Here is a 21,108-nt window from a genome sequence, read left to right on the forward strand (position 1 = left end):
CTTTCATTTTAGGCGGCAACGAACTGGTCGGCTTCGGTCGATTCCTTGAGGGCGACCGTGGAAGCCTGGCCAGCGGAAATGGCGGTGGCGATAGCGTCGAAATAGCCGGTCCCGACCTCGCGCTGATGGCGGGTCGCGGTATAGCCGTCGGCTTCCGAAGCGAACTCGGCCTGTTGCAGACGCGAATAGGCGGCCATGCCTTCGTCGCGGTAGCCCGACGCCAGTTCGAACATGCCATGGTTGAGGCTGTGGAAGCCGGCCAGCGTGACGAACTGGAACTTGTAGCCCATGGCACCAAGCTCACGCTGGAACTTGGCGATGGTCGCTTCGTCGAGCTTCGCCTTCCAGTTGAAGCTTGGCGAGCAATTATAGGCCAGCAGCTTGCCCGGGTAGACCTTGTGCACCGCTTCCGCGAATTTGCGGGCGTCGTCGAGGTCTGGGTGGCTGGTTTCCCACCACAGCAGGTCGGCATGCTCGGCGAATGCCAGCCCGCGCGAGATGCAATGGTCAAGGCCGGTGCCGTCCTTCAGGCGGAAGAAACCTTCGGGAGTGCGTTCGCCGGTCAGGAACTGGCGGTCTCGCTCGTCGATGTCACTGGTGATCAGCTTGGCACTTTCGGCGTCGGTGCGCGCGACGAGGATCGTCGGCACGCCCATCACGTCGGCGGCGAGGCGTGCGGCGTCTAGGTTGCGGATCGCGGCCTGGGTCGGGATCAGCACCTTGCCGCCGAGGTGGCCGCACTTCTTTTCGGACGCCAGCTGGTCCTCGAAGTGAACGCCGGCGACGCCCGCTTCGATGTAAGCCTTCATGATCTCGAAGCAATTCAGCGGGCCGCCGAAGCCGGCTTCCGCATCGGCGACGATCGGCGCGAACCAGTCGCGCTTGGCGCCACCTTCGGCATGTTCGATCTGGTCGGCGCGCTGAAGCGCACGGTTGATCTTGCGGGCCAGTTCCGGACCGGTGTTGGCCGGGTACAGCGACTGGTCCGGGTACATGGCACCCGCGGTATTGGCGTCGGCCGCAGCCTGCCAGCCGCTGAGGTAGATCGCTTCGAGTCCTGCCCGAACCATCTGCATCGCCTGGTTGCCCGACATTGCGCCCAGCGCGCGGACCGGCGCCGGATCGCTCTTCATCCGCTCCCACAGCTTCAGCGCCCCACGCCGCGCGAGGCTGCTTTCCGGAACGAAGGAGCCGCGCAGTCGCGCCACCTCGTCGGCCGAATAGGGACGGGTGATTCCGTCGAAACGGCCGGCCGGGGCGGGAACGAACTGGTCAAAACTTGTCATGCGCTACTCCAACGGGATGCCTGAACGATTACGCTGCAACGCAACACGAGAAGCGGCTCGAAGGCACCGGCAAAAAGGGTGATGTTGTCATAAGTTGACTTGTGATTCTTGACAGAGATTGACACGCTCGCTGCCATGTCCAGCAAGCTTTTCCTCGGCCACCGCCTTCGTCGCCTGCGTCGCGACCATGGCCTGTCGCAGACCGATATGGCCGCCAGCCTGGCGATCAGCCCGAGCTATCTTAATCATTTGGAGCGCAACCAGCGCCCGGTAACCGCCGCGCTGCTGTTGAAGCTGGCCGAACAATATGAGGTCGACGTGCGCAGCTTCGCGTCAGGCGGCGGCCACCGCACCGGCCCCGACGAGCTTGCCGAAATCTTCGCCGACAACCTGCTCGCCGACCTCGGCGTGCCACGGTATGAGCTTTCCGAGCTTGCCAACAATTCGCCTGCCGTCGCCGACGCCATCGCGCGGCTTTACGGGGCGTTGAAGGAAGCCAATCGTGAAGGCGGGGTGGCTGCCGGCGGCGATGTCCGGGCCTTGGTCACGCCCGAAAACTGGGTGCGCGAACATATCCAGCAGCATCGCAACCATTATCCCGCCCTTGAAGAAGCCGCCGAGACGCTGGGCGGCGCGCTCAGCGATCCGCTGTCCATGGCCGAACCGATGCGGCGACGGCTGAAGGACGCTTGGGGGATCAGCGCGCGGGTCGTCCCGCAGGCGGAACTGGGCAACGTCACCCAGCTTTACGACCCCGACGCCCGCAAATTCCTCATCAGCAGCCAGCTCAAGCTCGAAAATCGCACCTTTGCGCTGGCCTACCAATTGTCGCTGGTGGAATTTGGGCCGATCCTCGACCGGATGGTGGCCGAAGCCGCACCGCCCGACCAAGGCATCGCCCAATTGCTCCACATGAGCCTTGCCAACTATGCCGCCGGCGCGATCATGATGCCCTACGGCCGCTTCCTCAAAGCGTGCGAGGAAATGCATTATTCGATCGACCGGCTGTGCGGCGAATTCGGCGCCAATGTGGAACAGGTCGCCCACCGCTTCACCACGCTGAGCCGCCCCGGGCAGCGCGGCGTGCCTTTTTTCATGCTTCGGGTCGACCCGGCGGGGAATATCTCGAAGCGCTATGCCGGCGACCAGTTCCCGTTCAGCCGCTTCGGCGGCACCTGCCCACGCTGGAATTTGCATGCCGCCTTCCAGGCTGCGGGGCAGGTTGTCACCCAGTTGATCGAAACGCCCGACGGTCACCGCTATTTCACCGTCGCCCGGACCATCGAGCGGCCGGTCAAGACAGATCTGGCCGGCGGGCTGCTGGCGATCGGGCTCGGCTGCGACATTGCCCACGCCCATAAGTTACATTGCGCAGAAGGCTATGACCTCGACCGTGCCCCGGTCACCCCGGTTGGCCCGGCCTGCGCCATCTGTCCCCGCATCGACTGCGCCCAGCGCGCCACTGCGCCGGCCGGCCGGATGCTGGCCGTCGACCGGTCGAAAAAGACGATTTCGCCCTATCCGTTCGTCGCGGGCTGACGCGCCTTTGTTTTTTGCAATGCGGCAAGCTAAGGCGCTTGCCCTATGAATCGCGACGAAATTTTGAGCCGCATCGCCGCCGCGCCCGACCTTGGTGCGCTGGAGTCCTTGCGCGTCGAAACCTTGGGCAAATCCGGCAGCGTGACGGCGCTGCTGAAAAGCCTTGGCCAGATGGACGCCGACACCCGCACCCGCGAAGGACCGGCGATCCATGGCCTTCGCGAAGCGGTCACCAACGGAATTGCCGAGCGCAAGGCCGCGCTTGAAAATGCCGAGCTCGACCGCCGCCTTGCCACCGAACGGCTCGACCTGTCGCTGCCCGCGCCATCGTCGCCCAAGGGATCCATCCACCCGGTCAGTCAGGTGCTCGACGAGCTGACCGAGATTTTCGCCGACCTCGGCTTTGCAGTCGCCGAAGGGCCGGAGATCGAGGACGACTGGCATAACTTCACCGCGCTCAACATTCCCGAAACGCATCCGGCGCGCGCCATGCACGACACCTTCTACGTCGAAGGCGACGGGCATCATGTGCTGCGCACCCATACCTCGCCCGTGCAGATTCGCACGATGCAGACGCAAAAGCCGCCGATCCGCATTATCGCGCCCGGCCGCGTCTATCGCAGCGACAGCGACGCGACCCACACGCCGATGTTCCACCAGATCGAAGGGCTCGTGATCGACCGCGGCATCACCCTCGGCCACTTGAAGTGGACGCTGGAAACCTTCCTCAAGGCCTTCTTCGAACGCGACGACATCGTCCTGCGCATGCGCCCCAGCTATTTCCCCTTTACCGAACCGTCGGCCGAGGTCGACGTCGGCTGGAGCATGGAAAAGGGCCGCCGTGTCGTCGGCGGCAGCGAGGGCTGGATGGAGGTGCTGGGCAGCGGCATGGTCCACCCCAAGGTCATCGCAAATTGCGGGCTCGACCCTAATGAATGGCAGGGTTTCGCCTTCGGCACCGGCGTCGATCGGCTCGCGATGCTCAAATATGGGATGGACGATCTGCGCGCATTCTTTGACGGCGACCTGCGCTGGATGAAGCATTACGGGTTCCGCTTCTTCGACGTACCCACGCTGTCGGGAGGAGTGGGCGCATGAAGTTCACTCTGTCGTGGCTGAAGGACCATCTCGACACCGATGCCAGCGTCGCGGAAATCGCCGACGCGCTGACCGGCGTCGGGATCGAGGTCGAGGAGATCAGCAATCCGGCGGATGCGCTCAAGCCGTTCAAGGTCGCCAAGGTGCTCACCGCCGAACGTCACCCGCAGGCCGACAAGCTGCAGGTGCTGACGGTCGATACCGGAGAGGGCGAGCCGCTGCAGGTCGTGTGCGGCGCGCCCAATGCGCGCGCGGGCCTGGTCGGCGTGTTCGGCGGTCCCGGCACCTACGTGCCGGGCAGCGATTTCACGCTGAAGAAAGCGGCGATCCGCGGCGTCGAATCCAACGGCATGATGTGTTCGAACCGCGAGCTGCAGCTAGGCGAGGATCATGACGGGATCATCGAGCTTCCCGCCGATGCGCCCGTCGGCAAGAGCTTTGCCGACTATGCCCGGCTCGACGATCCGGTGTTCGACGTGTCGATCACGCCCAACCGCCCGGACTGCATGGGCATCAACGGCATCGCCCGCGACCTTGCCGCCGTCGGCATCGGCACGGCGACCGAAAAGGCCACGCGCTACTCCGCGACCGAAGGAGTCGGCCAGCCGTCGGTCAATGTGACGGTCGAACCGGACAGCGGCTGCTGGACCTTCTGGCGCCGCCAGATTCGCGGCGTGAAGAATGGCCCAAGCCCGGAATGGCTCCAGCAACGGCTGAAGGCCATCGGCCTGCGTCCGATTTCGGCGCTGGTCGACATCACCAACTTCTTTGCCTTCGACCAGGCACGCCCCCTTCACGTTTATGACATTGCCAAGCTCAGTGGCGGGATCACTGTCCGGCGCGGCCGCGACGGCGACAAGTTCCTTGCCCTCAACGGCAAGGAGTATGAACCGACCGCCGACGACTGCGTCATCGCCGACGACTGCGGTGCATTGGGCCTCGGCGGGATCATCGGCGGCGAAAGCACCGGGGTCGACGACAATACGACCGACGTGCTGCTCGAATGCGCCTGGTTCGACCCGGCGATGATCAGCCTGACCGGCCAGCGCCACACCATCTCGACCGACGCGCGCGGTCGTTTCGAGCGCGGCATCGACCCGGCGATGATGAGCGTTGCAATTGAAACGGCAGCGCAGATGATCGTCGACCTGTGCGGCGGTGAGCTGAGCGAACCGGCCGTTTCGGGCGCGGCGCCCGCCGATCGCTATCCGAACAAGGAGCATGTCGTCGCCTACCGCCCGGAACGACTGGCTGGGCTGGCCGGCGTCGACCTTCCGGCAGAGGATCAGAAAGCGATCCTCGCGCGACTTGGCTTTTTCGAAACGGAACCGGGCAGCTGGCAGATCCGCGTGCCGACCTGGCGCCCCGACATCGACGGCGAAGCCGATATCGTCGAGGAAATCGCCCGCATCAACGGCTATGACAAAATCCCGTCGGCCGCGCTTCCAAGGGCGGACGGCGTCGCGCGCGCCACCGCCACCCGGCTGCAGCTGGTCGAACGCCGCGCCCGCCGCGCGGCCGCCGCGCGCGGCATGGACGAGGCGATCACGTGGAGCTTCATCAGCGAAAAGGACGCCGCGCTGTTCGGCGGGTCGGCCTTCGTCCTCGCCAACCCGATCAGCGAAGACATGAAGCATATGCGTCCGTCGCTGATCCCGGGCCTGGCCGCCGCGGCACGCCGCAACCTTGACCGCGGCGCGTCATCCGTTCGCCTGTTCGAGGTCGGCCGCCGCTATCTCGCCGACGCCGAACATGTGACGCTCGGCCTCATCCTGACCGGCGACCGGCGGGAACGGGGCTGGCAATCGGGCAAGGCCAAGGGGTTCGACGCGTTCGACGCGAAGGCCGAAGTGTTGGCCATCCTCGACGCCGCGGGCGCGCCGACTGCAAACCTGCAGCTGTTCATGGGCGCGGGCGACACCTGGCATCCCGGACGCTCGGCGAAGCTTGGCCTCGGTCCCAAGATGATCCTTGCCGAATTCGGCGAGCTCCATCCACGCATCGCCAAGGCACTCGACCTGCCCGCCGGTACCGTCGCCGCCCAATTGTTCTTGGACGCCATTCCTGCTCCACGCTCGGCGGAGCGCGCTCGCCCGGCCTTCACGCCGCCGTCGCTGATGCCGCTGAGCCGCGACTTCGCGTTCATCGTGCCGACCGAATTGGCGGCCGACGCGCTGGTGCGGGCGATCCGGGGCGCGGACAAGGGGCTGATCGCCGATGCGCGCATCTTCGACCGATACGAGGGTGAGCAGGGCCTGAGCCTCGCGGTGGAAGTGACGCTGCAGCCGATCGAAAAGACGCTGACCGATGCCGAAATCGGCGAGGTGTCGAAGAAGGTCGTGGCGGCTGCCGAAAAGCTGGGCGCGACGCTCAGGAGTTGAGCGCGTTGATCGCGGCGTGGACGCGCGCCTCGATCTCCTCGCGCTTCAATCCGGGCGGGATGATTTCGCCGACCTTGAAGCGGATCACGCCGCTGTGCTTGATGAAGCCGCGCGGCCAGATTTTGCCGCTGTCGTGGGCAACCGGGATGACCGGCAGGCCGAGCACGCGATAAAGGCCGGCAAACCCCGGCCGCAGTTCCGGTGCCTCGCCGAACGGCACCCGCGTGCCTTCGGGAAAGATGATGACGGGACGGCCGTCCGCCGCGGCTTCCTTGCCCTTCACCATCATTTCACGGAGCGCCTTCGCGCCGGCGTCGCGGTCGACGCCGATCACCCCATATTTGCGCGTGACCCAGCCGAACAGCGGCATGTGGCTCAATTCGCGCTTCATCACCACGACCGGCGTACGGGCAAAGCGCAGCGTGTCGACCGCCTCGACCATCGCCTGGTGCTTCACAGCGATGAGGTAAGGGCCCGGCGGCAGGTCGCCGTCCCATTCGAAGCGGATGCCGAGCACCTTTCGCACAAGCCAGTAGTGGAAATAGGCCCAACCATGCACGGTCGTTCGAAGGGCTTTGGTCCCGAACGCGGCCGCGACGAACGAGGCCAACACGTAAACCAGCGTGCCGGGGTAGAAGAGTAAGGTAAAGACCAGAGAACGAAGGAATGCCATGGTCAGATATCCAGCCAGACGCTGATCCGGCGCAGCCAATATTTGTTATATTCCATGAAGAGCGTCGCAAAACCGGGCGCGGTCCTGACGGCGTCGGGCACGATGGAGATCGCCGGTCCAAGCTTGCGTCGGAATTCATAGTCGGCCCGGCGCATATGCCAGTCGCTGGTGACAAGCCGAACGCTGTCATAGCGGTGGCGGCGCATCCAGCGATCGGCCTCTTCGGCGTTGGACCGCGTATCGACCGACGTTGAATCGAGGTCGACGCAGCAGTCGATGAGCGATTTGCGACCGCCGAGGCGGGCCACAAGATCGCGCTTGCGGACCGAGGGGTCTGCACCGGACACCAGCAGGCGCTTGGCCTTGCGTTGCGCCAGCATGTCCATCCCCCGTTCGATCCGCCCCTTGCCCCCCGTCAGCACGACGATGGCGTCGGTCCGCGGCGCATCGGCTGGCGCCGGCGTGCCGAGCGTTACGGCAAACAATGCGAAGCCGAGTGCATAGAGCACCGCGAGGAAAGACAGGCCGCGAAGGATCATAGGCGCTCGCGCAATGCCCCGATCACGGCCCGCCTGGCAACCATCGTCGCCAGAGCAGCAGCGACAAAGGGCAACGCGGCAAGAATGGCCGCGTCTCGCCAAAGGAGCAAAGGCCGGCCGGCCAGGTCGCTGGCAAAGCTCGCACCGCCGACGAGGAGGCCAAGCAGCATGCCGGCAATCGCCGCACCTGCGAGCGCACCGACCAGCGCGTCGAGCGCGATCTGCCGCTGGAACAGCCGAGCGATCTGCCTGTCGGTCGCACCGAGGCCGTGCATGACCTCCACCGTTGCGCGATGGGTGTCGAGTGCACCACGCGCGGCGAGGATGACCGCCGCGCCGCTGGCAAGACCGATGAGTATAACCATCGTTGCCGCCAGCCAGCCCAGGCCGCGCAGCGTCGACAGGATCGGCGATAGCGTTTCACGATGGGCAACAAAGCGGGCTTCGGGAACGGCATGCTGGACCGCCTTGGCAATGGCAGCGGGATCGGCGCCGGGACGCACATCGACGTCGATCAACGCCGGCAAGGGAAGGTCCGCCTTGCTGGCGTCCGGGCCGAGCCATCGTTCCAGCGTGCGGCGCATGTCGGCGTCGGCGACCTGCCTGGCGCTGACGACACCCGGTGATCGGCGCGCAGCGTCGAGCGCGGCAGGCGCCTTGCCTGACCCGTCGGCAATCTGGATCGAATAGCGGCTCTCGATGCCCTGCCCCACCACAGTGGCCGCACCGGCAAGGGCAAGGCCTGCCGCCGCGACGATCATCATGACGAACACCATGATCGCGATCAGGACCGGCACCGGCCCCTTCAAGCCGGCGGAGGGGATCAGCCGCTGTTCCGCCGGCGTCGAACGAAGCAGCGCAATCACGATCTCGCCCCCACCGCCGCGGGCGGGTTCTTCAAGGCGCCGGTCGGATCGATCAGCTGGCCGTTTTCCAGCCGGATCAGTTGCGCGCCGGGGGTTGCCGCGACCAGGCCGAGGTCGTGGGTCGCGACGACGACGGTCGTCCCGTGCTGGTTCATCGCGGTCAAAAGGTGGAGGATCCGCTCGGCCATGGCCGCATCGACGTTACCGGTCGGTTCGTCGGCGATCAGGATCGGCGGCCGGCTGATCACGGCACGGGCGATGGCTACGCGCTGCTGTTCACCACCCGACAGGGTCGGCGGTCGGGCACTGGCGCGATCGGCAAGCCCGACCCAGGCCAGCATTTCCCGCACCGGACCTTCGATTTCTTCATCGCTGGCGCCGGCAATGCGCAGCGGCAAGGCGACATTGTCGAACGCCGACAAATGACGGATCAGCCGGAAATCCTGGAAGACGACACCGATCCGGCGACGATAATCGGGCAATATGTCGCGCGGCAGTTCGGTCAGTTCTTCGCCAAACATGGACATCCGCCCGCGGGTGGGCCGCTGCGCAAGGTAAAGCAGCTTCAGCAGAGAGGTCTTTCCCGCGCCCGACGGGCCGGTGAGAAAATAAAAGCCGCCTTCGACCAGGCGAAAGTCGAGATCGCGCAACACCTCCGCGCCCGTGCCGTAGCGCAGGCCGACGCGGTCGAATTCGGCGATCACCTTCACCACTTAATTGTCACCCTCCCCATTGGATATGCTGTGGCACGGCCATCCCTTACTTGCCAAGGCGCAACCATTGCTGTTTATCCTTGTTAACCGTTGAGGGGAGGCACCAATTTCATGATCCTGACCTGTCCCGCTTGCGACACCAAATATGTCGTGAAGGATAGCGCGATACCGCCTGAGGGGCGCAAGGTGCGCTGCGCGTCCTGCAAGCATAGCTGGCACCAGGATCCCGATCCCGCCGGCGTGGTCGAGGAAAACCCCGCGCCGTTCGTCAGCTTCGGCGGTCCGCCCGAACCGAGCCCCGAAGACGTCGGAGAACCGGCAATCAGCGAACCGACGCCAGAGGCTGTCGCCGACCAATATGTCGCCGAGGTTCCCGAACCGGTCGTGGACAGTGCCGCGCCACAGGACTTCACGCGTGTCGAAGAGCCCGCGGCCGGTGAACCGACGGCGGCGCTCGACGATTTTGCGGCAACAACCGCCGAAGACGCACAGTGGGAAACGGCCGCGCCGGAGGTTGCACCGGAGCCCGCGCCGGCGGCTGCCTTGAGCCCGCAACCGGCCTTGCCGGCGGTCGAACAATGGTCGGCTGGCGACGAGGACATCGGCTATCAGGAAGTGGTCGATGACGAGGCGCCGCGCGGGCGACGCTGGCTTTGGGTGCTCTTGCTTCTGGTGCTGATCGCGGCCGCGGCGGCGGCCTTCTGGTTCTACGCCCCTTCGGCGTGGAAGGAAAAGGCGGGCATCGCCCAGGCCGGCGATACGCCGCTGCAGTTGATGATCACCAGCAAGGATCGGCAGGAACTGGCCAGCGGCAACCAGTTGCTGGCGGTCAGCGGCCGGGTGATCAATCCGACCGACCGTGAACAGGATGTGCCGCCGATCCAGGCCGAATTGCGCAACAAGGATAGCAAGCAGGTCGTCCATCGCTGGACGATTGCACCGCCCGCGCGGGTCCTTGCGCCGCGCAGCAGCGCGACTTTCAACAGCGCCGAGGTCGATATCCCGTCGGGCGGCGATGAGCTGGTGATCACGCTGGGCGGCTAACGCCTATTCAAATTCGAGTAATTGCGCCGGTCGAAGTGCGCCACTGGCATCGGCCAGTTTGGCGGATCGGCGGTGCGCACCATCCTGCCGGTGGTCCAAGCTTTTGCCGAACCGCGCGGCGTGGAGGATGCGAACGGTAACGGTGGCACGTTCCGACACCGACGACGTCGGCTGGAAACCCGCAACCGCGGGTGGCGTCTGAGGCATCGCCGCAATGGCTGCCGACAGGGCGAACAACGGCCACATCATGGTGACGGTAACTCATTTCCGCCGATATGGTTACCGTCTTGTTAGGGATTGTTCCGTTTTGAACCGACTCTTGCCCGTTGCCAGCCCCGTCCGGCTTTGCTAGGGGCCGCCACCTACCGGAGGCGGCGCCCATATGCGGCGATCGCTTTTTCATTGAGTGCGGTCGTGGCGGAACTGGTAGACGCGCAACGTTGAGGTCGTTGTGTCCGAAAGGACGTGGAAGTTCGAGTCTTCTCGACCGCACCATTTTCCCAATGAAATCAGTGGAAATCCCGCGATTGCGGCAGGAAGCGCGAGCTTGGCAGGATGCGCGCGTCGCGCGGATGGCGGTTGGCTGGCGGGGGTGCCGAATGGGTCACCGCATCGCCCGGCTGCGCGAACGAGCCGATCGCCGCCGAATCCGACAAGGTTGAGAGATAATGGCTGCCGTCGGTGACGGTCTTGGCCATCAGATGGGCGACGCCTTCCTTGCTGCGTTGCAGATGGCCTTCGATGATCATCAGGCGAGAGGCCATTACCGCTCGCCGCTGCCGCTCGAAATCGCGCGCCCATAGCAGCGCGTTCACCACGCCCGTTTCATCCTCGATGGTGATGAAGATGGCATTGCCCTTGCCTGGCCGCTGGCGGATGAGCACCGCGCCAGCGACGCGGATCCTGGCACCATCCTTGGCGGCGTTGACAGTCGCGCAGTCCATCAGGCCGGCGGCCGACAGTTTGGGCCGGAGGAATTGCAGCGGATGGCCCTTTAGCGACAGCCGCTGGGTCTGGTAATCCGCGACCACTTCCTCGGCCGGGGCCATCGGCGGCAGGTCGATGTCCGGTTCGCGGCCCAGTTCGGGCAGGTCCTGCGCGGCGAACAGCGGCAGCTGCGCCGGCGGCACCCGCCGTGCCTCCCATCCCGCCTGTCGCCGGTTCTGGCCGATCGAGCGGAGCGCATCGGCGTCGGCCAGCAGCTGCAGCGCACGCGACGGTAGCGCGGCGCGGCGGGCCGCGTCCTCCATGCTGGCGAAGGGCTGCGCGGCCACGATCGCCTCGGCCCAATCCTCGCGAAAGCCGCTGATCTGGCGAAAGCCGAGCCGCAGCGTCATCGGATCTTCTAGCAGATTGTCCCATGTGCTGGCGTTGAGATCGGTCGGCATCACCCGCACCCCGTGCTGCAGCGCATCGGTCACCAGCTGCGACGGTGCGTAAAACCCCATCGGCTGGCTGTTGAGCAGCGCGCAGGTGAACACCGCCGGATAATGGCATTTGATCCATGAGGAGACATAGGCGAGCCAGCCGAACGCCTGGGCATGGCTTTCGGGGAAGCCATATTCGCCGAAACCGCGAATCTGTTCGAAACAGCGCTCAGCAAAGTCGGGCGGATAGCCGCGCTCGATCATCCCGCCCACCAGCTTGTCGCGGTAATGGCCGATGGTGCCGAGGTGGCGGAAGGTCGCCATCGCGCGGCGGAGGCCATCGGCTTCTGACGGGGTGAAGCCCGCCGCGACGATCGCCAGCTTCATCGCCTGTTCCTGGAACAGGGGGACGCCGAGCGTCTTTTCCAGCACGCTGCGGATCTCGCCGTCGGGGCCGGGATAGTCGACCTTCTCCTCCCCCGCGCGGCGGCGGAGGTAGGGGTGGACCATGCCGCCCTGGATCGGTCCCGGCCGGACGATCGCGACCTGAATGACGAGGTCATATAGCTCCTTAGGCTTCATCCGCGGCAGCATCGCTATCTGCGCGCGGCTTTCGACCTGAAAGGTACCGATGCTGTCGGCGCGCTGGAGCATCTGGTAGGTCGGCGCGTCCTCGCGTGGCACGGTCGACAGGTCGACCTTGCCCAAGCCGTGTTGCTCCATCAGGTCGAAACTGCGGCGGATGCAGCTCAGCATCCCCAGCGCCAGCACGTCGACCTTCATCATGCCCAGCGTGTCGAGATCGTCCTTGTCCCATTCGATGAAGGTGCGGTCGGGCATCGCCCCGTTCAGCACCGGCACCATCTCGTCCAGCCGCCCTTCGGTCAGCACGAAGCCGCCGACATGCTGCGACAGATGGCGGGGGAATTCGAGCAGATCGCCGACCATGTCGCGCAGCCGCGCCATCTGCGGATTGGCGAGGTCGAAACCCGCCTCGGCGAGGCGCTGCTCGGGAATGCCGGCACTGCCGCTCCAGCTGCCCCAGACCGTGCTGCACAGGCGCGAGGTGACGTCTTCGCTCAATCCCAGCGCCTTGCCCACTTCGCGGATCGCACTGCGTTGGCGGTAGCGGATGACGGTCCCCGCGATGCCCGCGCGCTCGCGGCCGTAGCGCTGGTAGATATACTGGATCACCTCCTCGCGCCGTTCATGTTCGAAATCGACGTCGATGTCGGGCGGCTCGTCGCGCTCGTCGGACATGAAGCGGGAGAAAAGCAATTTCTCCTTCACCGGGTCGATCGGCGTCACGCCCAGGAAGTAGCAGACCAGCGAATTGGCCGCCGACCCGCGGCCCTGGCACAGGATCGGCTTGGGCAGGCTGCGCGCATAACGAACAATGTCGTGGACGGTGAGGAAGTAGGAGGCGTAGTTGCGCCGCCGGATCAGCCGATATTCCTCGTTGAGCGTGTCGCGATAGGTCGGCGGCAGGCCGTCGGGAAAGCGTTCAGCCGCCCCCTGTTCAACCAGTTCGACCAGCCAGTCCTGCGGGGTCCAGCCTTCGGGCACCGGCTCATGCGGATATTCATAGACCAGCTGGTCGAGCGTGAAGTCGATGCAGCCGAACAGGTCGCGGGTCGCGGCGATGGCCTGCGGGGCGTCGCGGAACAGTCGCGCCATCTCCTCCGGCGCCTTCAGGTGACGCTCAGCATTGGCGGCAAGACGTCGCCCCGCCGCCTGGATGGTGGTGCCGTCGCGGATGCAGGTCAGCACATCCTGCAGCGGGCGGCAGTCGGGGGTGGCGTAAAGCGCGTCGTTGGTCGCGATCAGCGGAACGCCGGTGCGGCGGGACAGCGCCAGCCGCTTCGCCAAGCGCCGCGCATCGCGACCGGCGCGCGGCATGAACGCCGCCAGCCAGACGCGCGGCGCATGATCCTTCAGCATCGACAGCAGCACCGCATCGCCATCCATCGCGATCAACGCATTGTCCTGGCAATGCTCCAGCAGATCTTCGAGCCGAAGCGCGCAGCTGCCCTTTTCGGTACGGCGGTTGCCCAGCGTCAGCAGGCGCGTGAGACGACCCCAACCGAAGCGGGTCATGGGGTAGGCGACAATGTCCGGCGTGCCGTCGGCAAAGACCAGCCGCGCGCCGACGATCAGTTTGAAGCCGCCGACCGGCCCGCCCATCTGCTTCCACGCATCATGCGCGCGGACCACGCCGGCGACGCTGTTGCGGTCCGCAACCCCGATCCCGCGCATCCCCAGCCCCTGCGCGCGCGACACCATCTGCCACGGGTGCGATGCGCCGTGGAGGAAGCTGAAATTGGTCGCGGCGACGCTTTCCGCGAACCAGCTCATGGGAACAGGCCGTGGAGGTACCAGTCGGGATCGCCCTTCTCCCCGAACAGGCCGTGGCGGAAAATCCAGAAGCGCCGCCCCGCCTCATCCTCGACCCGATAATAATCGCGGGTAAGGCCACCCTGGTTCGGGAAATGGCCCATCGCCCGGGTCCACCATTCCGACGCCAGCCGTTCCGGCCCTTCGGCCAGCGTGACGCGGTGCATCTTCCCCTTCCAGCGGAAACGGTAGGGCGGTCCGTCGGGCACTTCGGCGATCACCTCCACCTTGTGCGGCGGGTCGAGCAGGTAGAGCGGGCGTGGCGGGCGATCGTCGGTGATCGGCCAGTCCGGCGCAGCAATTCCGGCGGCCGGCAACCACATCTGCGCGACTTCGGGCAAGTGCCGGTCGCACGGCACCGCGCGGCGGACACGGTCGGGGCCAAGCCGCACCCCCAGCCGGTCGACCAGCGCCCCCACCCCGTCATGGCGTTCGTCCGCGCCGTCCAGGCCGATCTGCGCCAGCGCCAGCGCTTCGGTCCGCGGCACCGCCAGCGCGATCATGTCGAAGCCGAAGCCGGGATCGATCGGGTCCGCCAGCCCTTCGATCCTCTCGCGCAGCAGGCGGATGACGGCGGGCGGATCGCGCACCGGCCGCCCCGTTTCGACGGCGAGCGAGCGTTCGAGCCCGTCGCTGCGGTAAAGGGTGGCGACAAAGACACGCCCGCCGATCCCGCGCGCTTCCATCACTTTCCCCGCCTCGCCAAGCAGCCCTTCGACCACGTCGAGGACATCGTCGGTACGACCGATCGGCTCGGCGAAGCGCGCCTCGACGCGGATCGGAGCGGCGGGAATGTGCGGGTCGATCGGGCTGCCGATCTCGCCCGTCATTTGGCGCAGCTTCGTCACCGCCCCAGCGCCGAACCGCGCGGCAATGGCCGATAAGGGGCGCGCGGTCAGGTCGCCGATCCGCCGCAGCCCGGCGCGGAGCAAAGCCTGCAGATCGTTGTCGTCCAATTCCAGCGCGCGCACCGGCAATGCGCCGATTTCGCCGCTGCCATCGCCGTATCGCGCAAGCGCGCGGGCGGCAGCGGCATTGTCCGCCAGTGCAAACCGCGGCGTGACCTCGACCAGCGGCAACATCCGTTCGATCATTGCCTGCTCGCCCCCGAACAGATGGGCGCAGCCGCTGATATCCATCAGCAGGCCGTCGGGCGGATCGCGCGTCACCATCGGCGTGAAGCGGATCATCCGGCGGACGAGGATATCGACCACTTCACGATCCGCCTCGGGGTCGTGCGGCAGGGTCGCGAGGTCGGGCAGGCGTGCCCGCGCGTCGGCCAGCGTCATGCCCACCGCCAGCCCCGCCTTCAGCCCGACCGCATCGAGCGCGGCAAGGCGCAGCGTGTTGCTGCTGCGGACGATCAGCGCGAGCGGATTATGCGGCGCGCAGATGGCCGGATGCTGGCGCCGCGCCCGTTCCACCGACAGGAAGGGCAGCCAGATCGCCAGGCACCGGCGCTTCGACGAAGCGGCCATGCTGAAGGTCCCAGACAAGAGTGAAACGCTGGCCCGCCGGCCCGCCGCGACGTCGGAGCAGCTCGACATCCAGCGCGGGCATTCCCGGCGCCTTCGCCTCCAGCGGCCGCGACGGCGCGCTCGACACCCGCCATCGGCTCTGCGCCGCGCTGGGCCGGGGCTCTGCATCGGCGCGCAGCAGGATGACGCGTGCTGCCTTGCCTTCCAGCGCCAGCGCCAGCCGGCGACTGGCGGTGAGGCCATAATCGGCCAGCCGCCCTTCGCTAGCGACGATGATGCCGCCCACAGCCGATGATCGCGCCGCATCGAGCGCTGCCCGCAGCATGTCGCGTTCGTTCGACGTTTCGACCCACACCAGGCGGGACGGCGACAGCCCAAGCCCGGCCATCCCTTCGGCATAAAGCTGGGCGGCAGGTCGCGGCCGCCCCTTCATTCCCACCAGCAGGATCGGCCCATCTCCGGCCGAAAATGCCTCAGCCAGCGAAAAGGTCATGGCAGCCGTCCAGTCGGCATTGGCGCAGTGAATTTCGTGCAGGCACCCGCCGTCCAGAAATCCCTGGCGATCCGGAGACGGTGAAGGTGTTTGGCGTTGGAGATTGGCTTTCATGGGTCGAATCGCTGCTGAATGTTCTTATTATGTTCTCATTCTCCCCATAGAGTCCAGCGCTGTCGCGCATAGGGTGCGCAAAGCTTCAGCCCCACCCTTACGGGCGGGCAAAAAGTCGTCTTGCACGACTTATGGTTAACGAAGGGCGGGCGCCGTTGACGATGAGGCGTCCGCGATCTGGCCGGTCTTGAACACCCTCAGCGTGCCGAGGCGGGCCACGGTCTTGTCGGGACTGAGGTCGATCGTCGCATTGATCGCGGTGTCGACACCGGCCGCCTGGGCCGACGCCTGCGCGACCCGAAGGCTGTAGTGGCCATAGCCGACGCGTTCGAACAGGATGAACCCGTCATAGTCGCTTCGCGCCGTCGCCACGACATCGCCCTTGTCGTTGAGCAGCTCGATATCGAGCCCTTCGATGCCGCGGCCGTCCTGGCGCACGATCACCGCCTCGACATCGCCGGCGCCGACCAGTCCGATATCCAGCTTGGTCGCGACCCCGGGCCTCGGCACCACCAACTGCAGTGCCTTGCGCGGCGTAAGGCTGGGATCGGAAAGGCTCGACGCATCGATCCCGACCGCAACGGGCTGATAGGGTTGCAGTCCGCCGACCCGAACCCTGCCCTGCTTGTCGGTCACCTGCTCCGACGCGCTCAGCCCGGTCGTAATCATCGCGCCTTCTTCGAAGGGTTCGTCGGCGTCGCGCACGCCATTGTCGTTTAGGTCGCGATAGACTCTCGCTTCGACCGATCCGGATGCCGCCAGCTTCTGGCTGGTGAAATGCAGCCCGCGCGATCCGCTATCGAGCGAAAAGTTGAGGTTGAAGCCGGCGGCGAAGCTGCCGTCGGTCCCGCCTTCGATCGATGCGGCCGCGGCGACGCTGTTGAACCGGTGAATGTGGGAGATTCGCGCGATGCCGCGCTTGCCGACGGCGTCATAGCCGACCGCGCCCTCCCAATCGGCTTTGTCGCTCGCCGACCAATAGGCCGACAACTCGGCCCGCCGGAAGCGGTTGTAGGGACTGATTTCCCACATGGCCTCGCCGCGCAGCCGGACATCCTTGACGCGGCCCGTCCCGATCAGGGTCAGGTCGAGCTGATCCTTTTGCGGCGGTACGTTACTGCCCAGCTTTTTCTGCCAGTTGACCATGGTCGTCAGGTTGAACCCATTGATATTGGTCGACAATCGTCCGGTCGTGGTAAGTGCCTTGTCATCAATCCCGCGATCGATCAGGCGCATGTCGGCCTGTGCGATCAACGGTTGATGACCCAGCTTGAACGGTGCCGACACGCCAACACGGACATCGCGATAATGGGCCTCGCGCTTGCCGCCGATCACGAAATCGTTGGCGAGCAGCGCGTCGACATTGACATTGATCGCGCCGAATTTTGCGATGGCTTGCGCGCGAGCGGCCATGCCGCCGTGATTGTCGCGTGCAACCGCCGCCTCGACCAGCGCGGGGCCGACCGATCGACGAATCGATCCTTCTACGAAGGTCAGTTTTTCGCCGTCGGCCAACAGCACGGCGGCCAGCGCACCCACCGAGGTGCGCTGGTCCAGCCCATGTTCGACCTGGACGGTGGCCTGCAGGTCCGGCCGCCTGAAATCTGGCTCGCTGCCGGGCGGAGCGCCGCTGCTCGCCTCGTTTCGGCCGATAATCTTGCCGGCAAGCTCGCGGCCGGGCTGCGAGACGCCCGCCCAGTACCATGTTTTGCCGGCCGGAACTTGCGCCTGGCCGACGTTGAGGGTCTCGACGCGCGTCCGCACCTGGCCTTGGGGGCCGTACAGGAGGACTTCGAAGCGATTGTCGCCATAAATTAGCTGGACGTCTTCAAATTTGTATCGCCCACTTCCGTCGGACTTTGCAAATGATAATAGTTCGCCGTTGCGATAGAGTTCGGCATCCCATCCCGGCGGCAATTCCCCTTCGAACCGTGTCCGGTCGAAGGCGACCGGGTTGAAGAGCGGTCGATTGGTTACTTCGAACCCGCGGCCGTTGGTGCCGGGCAACAAACGGCTCGCCAGACCCTGCACATCGCCAACGGCAAAATGCGTTGCCTGCAGCGGTCCAAGGAGTTCGCCGTCGGGGTCGGACCGGTAGGCGCGAACCCGCAGTGACTGGGGCCGGCCCTTCCCGTCAGTGTTCAGTGTGGCGTCATATGACATTTTGGCAATTTCGCCGGCAGCAAGGACCGATGCCTGGCGATCGACGCGCATCCCGGTCGATGCGCGATAGGTGACCCCTGCCGACACGATGAAATCGAGCGCCGGCGCACGCCACATGCGATAGGGCAATTTCACCCGCGGCAGCTTGTCGAAGGGCATGGCGGCCGGCTTGATGCGGGCGGCCCGCTGTTCCCGCTCGCGGGCCAATTCGACCGGCAGCTTGGCCTCGGATTCGAGGACGATCAGCGACCCGGCGGTCATCGGCTTTATGCCGATGCCCAGCCAGCGGCCGAGAAATGCGCTGTCGACGCACCATCCGTCGGGCGTTTCGCGCACTGCCGTCGGATCGAGCCTTTCAGCCTTTCCGCCAAAGTGCGCCGTGCCTGCCGGGATGTTGAGCTCGAGGCGATTGCTTTCCTTGAAGGCCCAGCCGCTCGCGGTCCGCGCCTTTAGGTCGACCGTCACGGGCAGGTCGAGCGTGGTGAGCATGTCGCCCAGCACCACGCAGGTCCCCTCAGGCGTAGAATAGGCCCGGACGCCATCCCCCAGGCGAAGCTGGCGGATGTTCACGTCGAGCATAAATTGTTCTTCGGGGTCGGCGTGCCAGTTGTCGAGGCCAGGGCTCGCGGCCCACGCAGCGACTGCGCCGGCGAGCGCGAGCGCACCGCCGGCGACCAATGCCCGGACCTTGCCGAACAGCTGGTGCATCGCCTGTGGGTTCCGTCCCGACTTCAGCCGTTACCGCAGGGTCGCGCTGGTTTCAGCCAGCATGACAGGACCGCTATCGGTCGGTTCGACATATTGCACCGTGACCGCTCCGCTGGCTTGCGCGGCCAGCTTGGGATCGACCGGGACCAGGACTTCGCGGCGGTTGATTTCCGTGTAGATGGCGATGCCGCGAACCACGGCGATCGGATCGGACACGCCGGCCTTCATGACCCGCACTTCGCCGAACGTCGACCGCGCGCCCTTGCGATCGATGTCCATCGCGATCACGGGCTGGCCTTCGACGCTGGCCTTGTGAACGTTGGAGATGGCCGCCGTCGCCTCGAGATTGCCCAGGCGGACGATGACCGGAATGGTGACGCCGTAGATCGGGGTTAGCCGGAACGACACGCCTTCGACCTTTTGCACAGGTGTCGCGACTTGCGGCTGCGCCGGCGGAATTGCCCGGAACAGCAGGTGAATTCGATATTCGCCGTCGGCAACCCCCTGCGGCACCCGCGCGCTGAGGCGGATCGCCTGCGGCTGGTTCGGCGGCAGCGTCACCTTGCGCGGCGCGAACAGCACCATTTCCTGCGCGATCTTGTCGGCATCGCTGGGTGTCGGGACATCGACCAGCTTTCCGTCCGCAGTCATCCTGCGCAGTTCGGCGGTGACGCGGTAGGTCGCGACATCGTCGCCAATATTGTTGAGGATGACTTCGGTACCGCGGCGCCCGTCGAGCACGACGCGGGTCGGCGCGACCAGCAGGTCGCCGATGCCGGCGCTGGCGGGGGTGGCGATGGACAGCGATGCGCCGACCAGGGTCAACGCGCCAGCATGAGTGGAAAAGCGAGCAAACATCGGATCCTCCAGAACTTTGGAGGAAGATGCGTCCGAAATGGTTATTATTCCGCTAACCATCATCGTCCTGGACGCAAGAAAAAGGCCTCCGGAGGATATCCGGAGGCCCATTCTGGTCGCGCGAGGGTTGGCCCCTCGCCGTCTACGTCGATTAATAGTCGACGGTAACGTTGATGTCGCCCTTGTAGAGGCCGTCAACCGTGGTGCTGGCAATGCTGATCGAGCCGCCGACGGTGAAGTTGACGCCCGAGGCGCCCGAGTTGCCAAGCGCGACGGTGGCCGGCGCGTCCGGGGTGAACGACAGCAGTTCGTTGCCGCCCGAGGTGGTGTTGGTCAGGTTCGACGCCGTCGCCGTCACGTTGACGGTGAAGTTGTTGGTGCCGGTGACTTTGTACTGGGCCGACTGCACGGTACCCGAGCAGGTAAGACCGCCGGCACAGCCGCTGAGCGCGCCGCCCTGGCTGACGGCGACCGTCTGCGGGCCGCTGAGCGTGCCGACAACGATGGTGCCGAAGTCGAGATCGCGGGTCGCGGTCAGCGTCAGCGGCTTGACGATACGGGCCGAAGCCTTGGCCGCCGGGCTGGCGGCAACCGGAGCGGCCAGGGCCGGGGTCGCAGCGAGCGTAGCAGCAGCGGCCAGCGCCGCCAGACGAACGAATTTGGTCATAGTTATCATCCCCACAGGTTCCGTAATCATGGCGGCTGGCGGAAAGCCCCTCCATCCGTGGGTCCCTCATTAACCGTGTCAGCTTACGGCTTTGCTCAACGATATGGTTATCGGCGCCTTAACAATTTCTCGAAAATGGATGCGACCACTAGGAGGGGCGCTCAGAAGTAGTCGACGTCGATCCGGACGTCCCCGCGAAATTCGCCATCGAGGTTGGCCTCGACCTTGAGATTGCCACCGATTCGGAATTGTAGGGTGCCGTTTCCGTCGAGCCTGGCCATGGCTGGCAGGTCAGACGTGACCGATTCGACCCGGATCTGGCCGCCGGCCGTTCCGTAGAGCGTGATGGCGGTTGGCAGATCCACGCGAACGAAGCGGCCAGGTTCGCCATGGATCAGGACTTCGGCGACCATCGCGCGCGCACCGATGTTTGCAACCGCCCCCGTGGCGAATCGCCCGCCGTCCGGCCGCAGTTCCGCGCTGCCTCCACCGTTGCCCGCGACAACCAGCCGGTCGAAGTCCAGCTTGGTGACGACGTCGATTCGCAGCGGCGTCGCCGGCCGCTCGCCTTCGACGGACGTCGATGGATTACACAGGCGGCAAACAGGGGTCACGTCCTGTCCATGTGCAGGCGTGGTGGATCCCATGACGGCCAGCGCCGCGAGGGAAATAAGGGCGAGGGTCTTGCCCATCGCACCCATCGCTAGCCGCAAGGCGTTGAAACAGG

General features: G+C 65.7%; 17 protein-coding genes and 1 tRNA gene. 5 read left to right on the forward strand and 13 right to left on the reverse strand.

What is annotated here, in order from left to right:
- Positions 1-8 precede the first annotated feature (8 nt).
- On the reverse strand, positions 9-1,286 hold the full coding sequence (aceA, locus tag G570_RS02005) for an isocitrate lyase (RefSeq protein WP_037498609.1): 1,278 nt from the start codon (positions 1,284-1,286) through the stop codon (positions 9-11).
- Between the two features lie 135 nt (positions 1,287-1,421).
- On the opposite strand from aceA, the gene G570_RS02010 reads away from it, so the two are divergent.
- Genes G570_RS02010 through pheT form a run of 3 tightly spaced genes read left to right on the forward strand, consistent with a single transcriptional unit; the run spans position 1,422 to position 6,304 of the window.
- On the forward strand, positions 1,422-2,825 hold the full coding sequence (locus G570_RS02010) for a helix-turn-helix domain-containing protein (protein ID WP_037498612.1): 1,404 nt from the start codon (positions 1,422-1,424) through the stop codon (positions 2,823-2,825).
- Between the two features lie 45 nt (positions 2,826-2,870).
- The gene (pheS, locus tag G570_RS02015; protein ID WP_037498615.1) at positions 2,871-3,923 is read left to right on the forward strand and encodes a phenylalanine--tRNA ligase subunit alpha; all 1,053 of its coding nucleotides are present in this window, start codon (positions 2,871-2,873) and stop codon (positions 3,921-3,923) included.
- Positions 3,920-6,304: a phenylalanine--tRNA ligase subunit beta gene (gene pheT / locus G570_RS02020; RefSeq protein WP_037498618.1), complete on the forward strand. Its 2,385-nt coding sequence runs from the start codon at positions 3,920-3,922 to the stop codon at positions 6,302-6,304. The genes pheS and pheT overlap by 4 nt, the downstream gene beginning before the upstream one ends.
- Here pheT and G570_RS02025 read toward each other — a convergent pair.
- Genes G570_RS02025 through ftsE form a run of 4 tightly spaced genes read right to left on the reverse strand, consistent with a single transcriptional unit; the run spans position 6,294 to position 9,092 of the window.
- A complete protein-coding gene (locus G570_RS02025) occupies positions 6,294-6,977 on the reverse strand; it encodes a lysophospholipid acyltransferase family protein (RefSeq protein ID WP_037498620.1) in 684 nt (227 codons plus the stop codon). The two genes, pheT and G570_RS02025, sit on opposite strands and share 11 nt — an antisense overlap.
- Positions 6,978-6,979: 2 nt before the next feature.
- Positions 6,980-7,516, reverse strand: a complete 537-nt coding sequence (locus tag G570_RS02030; RefSeq protein ID WP_037498623.1) for a YdcF family protein — start codon at positions 7,514-7,516, stop codon at positions 6,980-6,982.
- Positions 7,513-8,382, reverse strand: coding sequence for a cell division protein FtsX (locus tag G570_RS02035; RefSeq protein ID WP_051503941.1), 870 nt, complete (start codon positions 8,380-8,382; stop codon positions 7,513-7,515). Before G570_RS02035 ends, G570_RS02030 begins: the two co-directional genes overlap by 4 nt.
- Positions 8,379-9,092 (reverse strand): cell division ATP-binding protein FtsE, encoded by a 714-nt coding sequence (gene ftsE / locus G570_RS02040; RefSeq protein WP_037503397.1) that lies wholly within the window; start codon positions 9,090-9,092, stop codon positions 8,379-8,381. The genes G570_RS02035 and ftsE overlap by 4 nt, the downstream gene beginning before the upstream one ends.
- A 114-nt stretch (positions 9,093-9,206) precedes the next feature.
- Between ftsE and G570_RS02045 the strand changes: the two genes are divergently transcribed.
- Positions 9,207-10,139 carry a zinc-ribbon domain-containing protein gene (locus G570_RS02045; protein WP_037498625.1) on the forward strand — a complete coding sequence of 311 codons (933 nt, stop codon included), beginning with the start codon at positions 9,207-9,209 and terminating at the stop codon, positions 10,137-10,139.
- A gap of 3 nt (positions 10,140-10,142) precedes the next feature.
- On the opposite strand, the gene G570_RS02050 is transcribed toward G570_RS02045, so the two are convergent.
- A complete protein-coding gene (locus G570_RS02050; RefSeq protein WP_037498628.1) occupies positions 10,143-10,388 on the reverse strand; it encodes a hypothetical protein in 246 nt (81 codons plus the stop codon).
- Between the two features lie 159 nt (positions 10,389-10,547).
- Between G570_RS02050 and G570_RS02055 the strand changes: the two genes are divergently transcribed.
- A tRNA-Leu gene (locus G570_RS02055) sits at positions 10,548-10,634 on the forward strand.
- 14 nt (positions 10,635-10,648) lie between these two features.
- On the opposite strand, the gene G570_RS02060 is transcribed toward G570_RS02055, so the two are convergent.
- The 7 genes from G570_RS02060 to G570_RS02090 form a co-directional block, all read right to left on the reverse strand.
- Complete coding sequence (locus tag G570_RS02060) at positions 10,649-13,861, reverse strand: error-prone DNA polymerase (RefSeq protein ID WP_037498631.1); 3,213 nt, start codon at positions 13,859-13,861, stop codon at positions 10,649-10,651.
- Positions 13,858-15,378, reverse strand: a complete 1,521-nt coding sequence (locus G570_RS02065) for a Y-family DNA polymerase (protein WP_037498634.1) — start codon at positions 15,376-15,378, stop codon at positions 13,858-13,860. The genes G570_RS02060 and G570_RS02065 overlap by 4 nt, the downstream gene beginning before the upstream one ends.
- Positions 15,278-15,985, reverse strand: coding sequence for an ImuA family protein (locus G570_RS02070; RefSeq protein WP_156930286.1), 708 nt, complete (start codon positions 15,983-15,985; stop codon positions 15,278-15,280). Before G570_RS02070 ends, G570_RS02065 begins: the two co-directional genes overlap by 101 nt.
- 135 nt (positions 15,986-16,120) lie before the next feature.
- Entirely contained in the window at positions 16,121-18,856 is a 2,736-nt protein-coding gene (locus G570_RS02075) for an MSCRAMM family protein (protein ID WP_037498637.1), read from the reverse strand.
- Positions 18,857-18,886: 30 nt separating this feature from the next.
- Positions 18,887-19,714: a fimbrial biogenesis chaperone gene (locus tag G570_RS02080; RefSeq protein ID WP_245600243.1), complete on the reverse strand. Its 828-nt coding sequence runs from the start codon at positions 19,712-19,714 to the stop codon at positions 18,887-18,889.
- Positions 19,715-19,865: 151 nt separating this feature from the next.
- Positions 19,866-20,381 (reverse strand): DUF4402 domain-containing protein, encoded by a 516-nt coding sequence (locus G570_RS02085; protein WP_037498640.1) that lies wholly within the window; start codon positions 20,379-20,381, stop codon positions 19,866-19,868.
- 161 nt (positions 20,382-20,542) lie between these two features.
- Positions 20,543-21,073 (reverse strand): DUF4402 domain-containing protein, encoded by a 531-nt coding sequence (locus G570_RS02090; protein ID WP_169731720.1) that lies wholly within the window; start codon positions 21,071-21,073, stop codon positions 20,543-20,545.
- Positions 21,074-21,108: the final 35 nt, after the last annotated feature.

The organism is Sphingomonas jaspsi DSM 18422, from assembly GCF_000585415.1.
In the GTDB taxonomy this organism is placed as follows: domain Bacteria; phylum Pseudomonadota; class Alphaproteobacteria; order Sphingomonadales; family Sphingomonadaceae; genus Sphingomicrobium; species Sphingomicrobium jaspsi.

Excerpts from the sequence above, each read along its gene's own strand:
- aceA (WP_037498609.1), bottom strand. The coding sequence starts at position 1,286 with ATGACAAGTTTTGACCAGTTCGTTCCCGCCCCGGCCGGCCGTTTCGAC.
- G570_RS02010 (WP_037498612.1), top strand. The coding sequence starts at position 1,422 with ATGTCCAGCAAGCTTTTCCTCGGCCACCGCCTTCGTCGCCTGCGTCGC.
- pheS (WP_037498615.1), top strand. The coding sequence starts at position 2,871 with ATGAATCGCGACGAAATTTTGAGCCGCATCGCCGCCGCGCCCGACCTT.
- pheT (WP_037498618.1), top strand. The coding sequence starts at position 3,920 with ATGAAGTTCACTCTGTCGTGGCTGAAGGACCATCTCGACACCGATGCC.
- G570_RS02025 (WP_037498620.1), bottom strand. The coding sequence starts at position 6,977 with ATGGCATTCCTTCGTTCTCTGGTCTTTACCTTACTCTTCTACCCCGGC.
- G570_RS02030 (WP_037498623.1), bottom strand. The coding sequence starts at position 7,516 with ATGATCCTTCGCGGCCTGTCTTTCCTCGCGGTGCTCTATGCACTCGGC.
- G570_RS02045 (WP_037498625.1), top strand. The coding sequence starts at position 9,207 with ATGATCCTGACCTGTCCCGCTTGCGACACCAAATATGTCGTGAAGGAT.
- G570_RS02050 (WP_037498628.1), bottom strand. The coding sequence starts at position 10,388 with ATGATGTGGCCGTTGTTCGCCCTGTCGGCAGCCATTGCGGCGATGCCT.
- G570_RS02060 (WP_037498631.1), bottom strand. The coding sequence starts at position 13,861 with ATGAGCTGGTTCGCGGAAAGCGTCGCCGCGACCAATTTCAGCTTCCTC.
- G570_RS02065 (WP_037498634.1), bottom strand. The coding sequence starts at position 15,378 with ATGGCCGCTTCGTCGAAGCGCCGGTGCCTGGCGATCTGGCTGCCCTTC.
- G570_RS02070 (WP_156930286.1), bottom strand. The coding sequence starts at position 15,985 with ATGAAAGCCAATCTCCAACGCCAAACACCTTCACCGTCTCCGGATCGC.
- G570_RS02075 (WP_037498637.1), bottom strand. The coding sequence starts at position 18,856 with ATGCACCAGCTGTTCGGCAAGGTCCGGGCATTGGTCGCCGGCGGTGCG.
- G570_RS02080 (WP_245600243.1), bottom strand. The coding sequence starts at position 19,714 with ATGTTTGCTCGCTTTTCCACTCATGCTGGCGCGTTGACCCTGGTCGGC.
- G570_RS02085 (WP_037498640.1), bottom strand. The coding sequence starts at position 20,381 with ATGACCAAATTCGTTCGTCTGGCGGCGCTGGCCGCTGCTGCTACGCTC.
- G570_RS02090 (WP_169731720.1), bottom strand. The coding sequence starts at position 21,073 with ATGGGCAAGACCCTCGCCCTTATTTCCCTCGCGGCGCTGGCCGTCATG.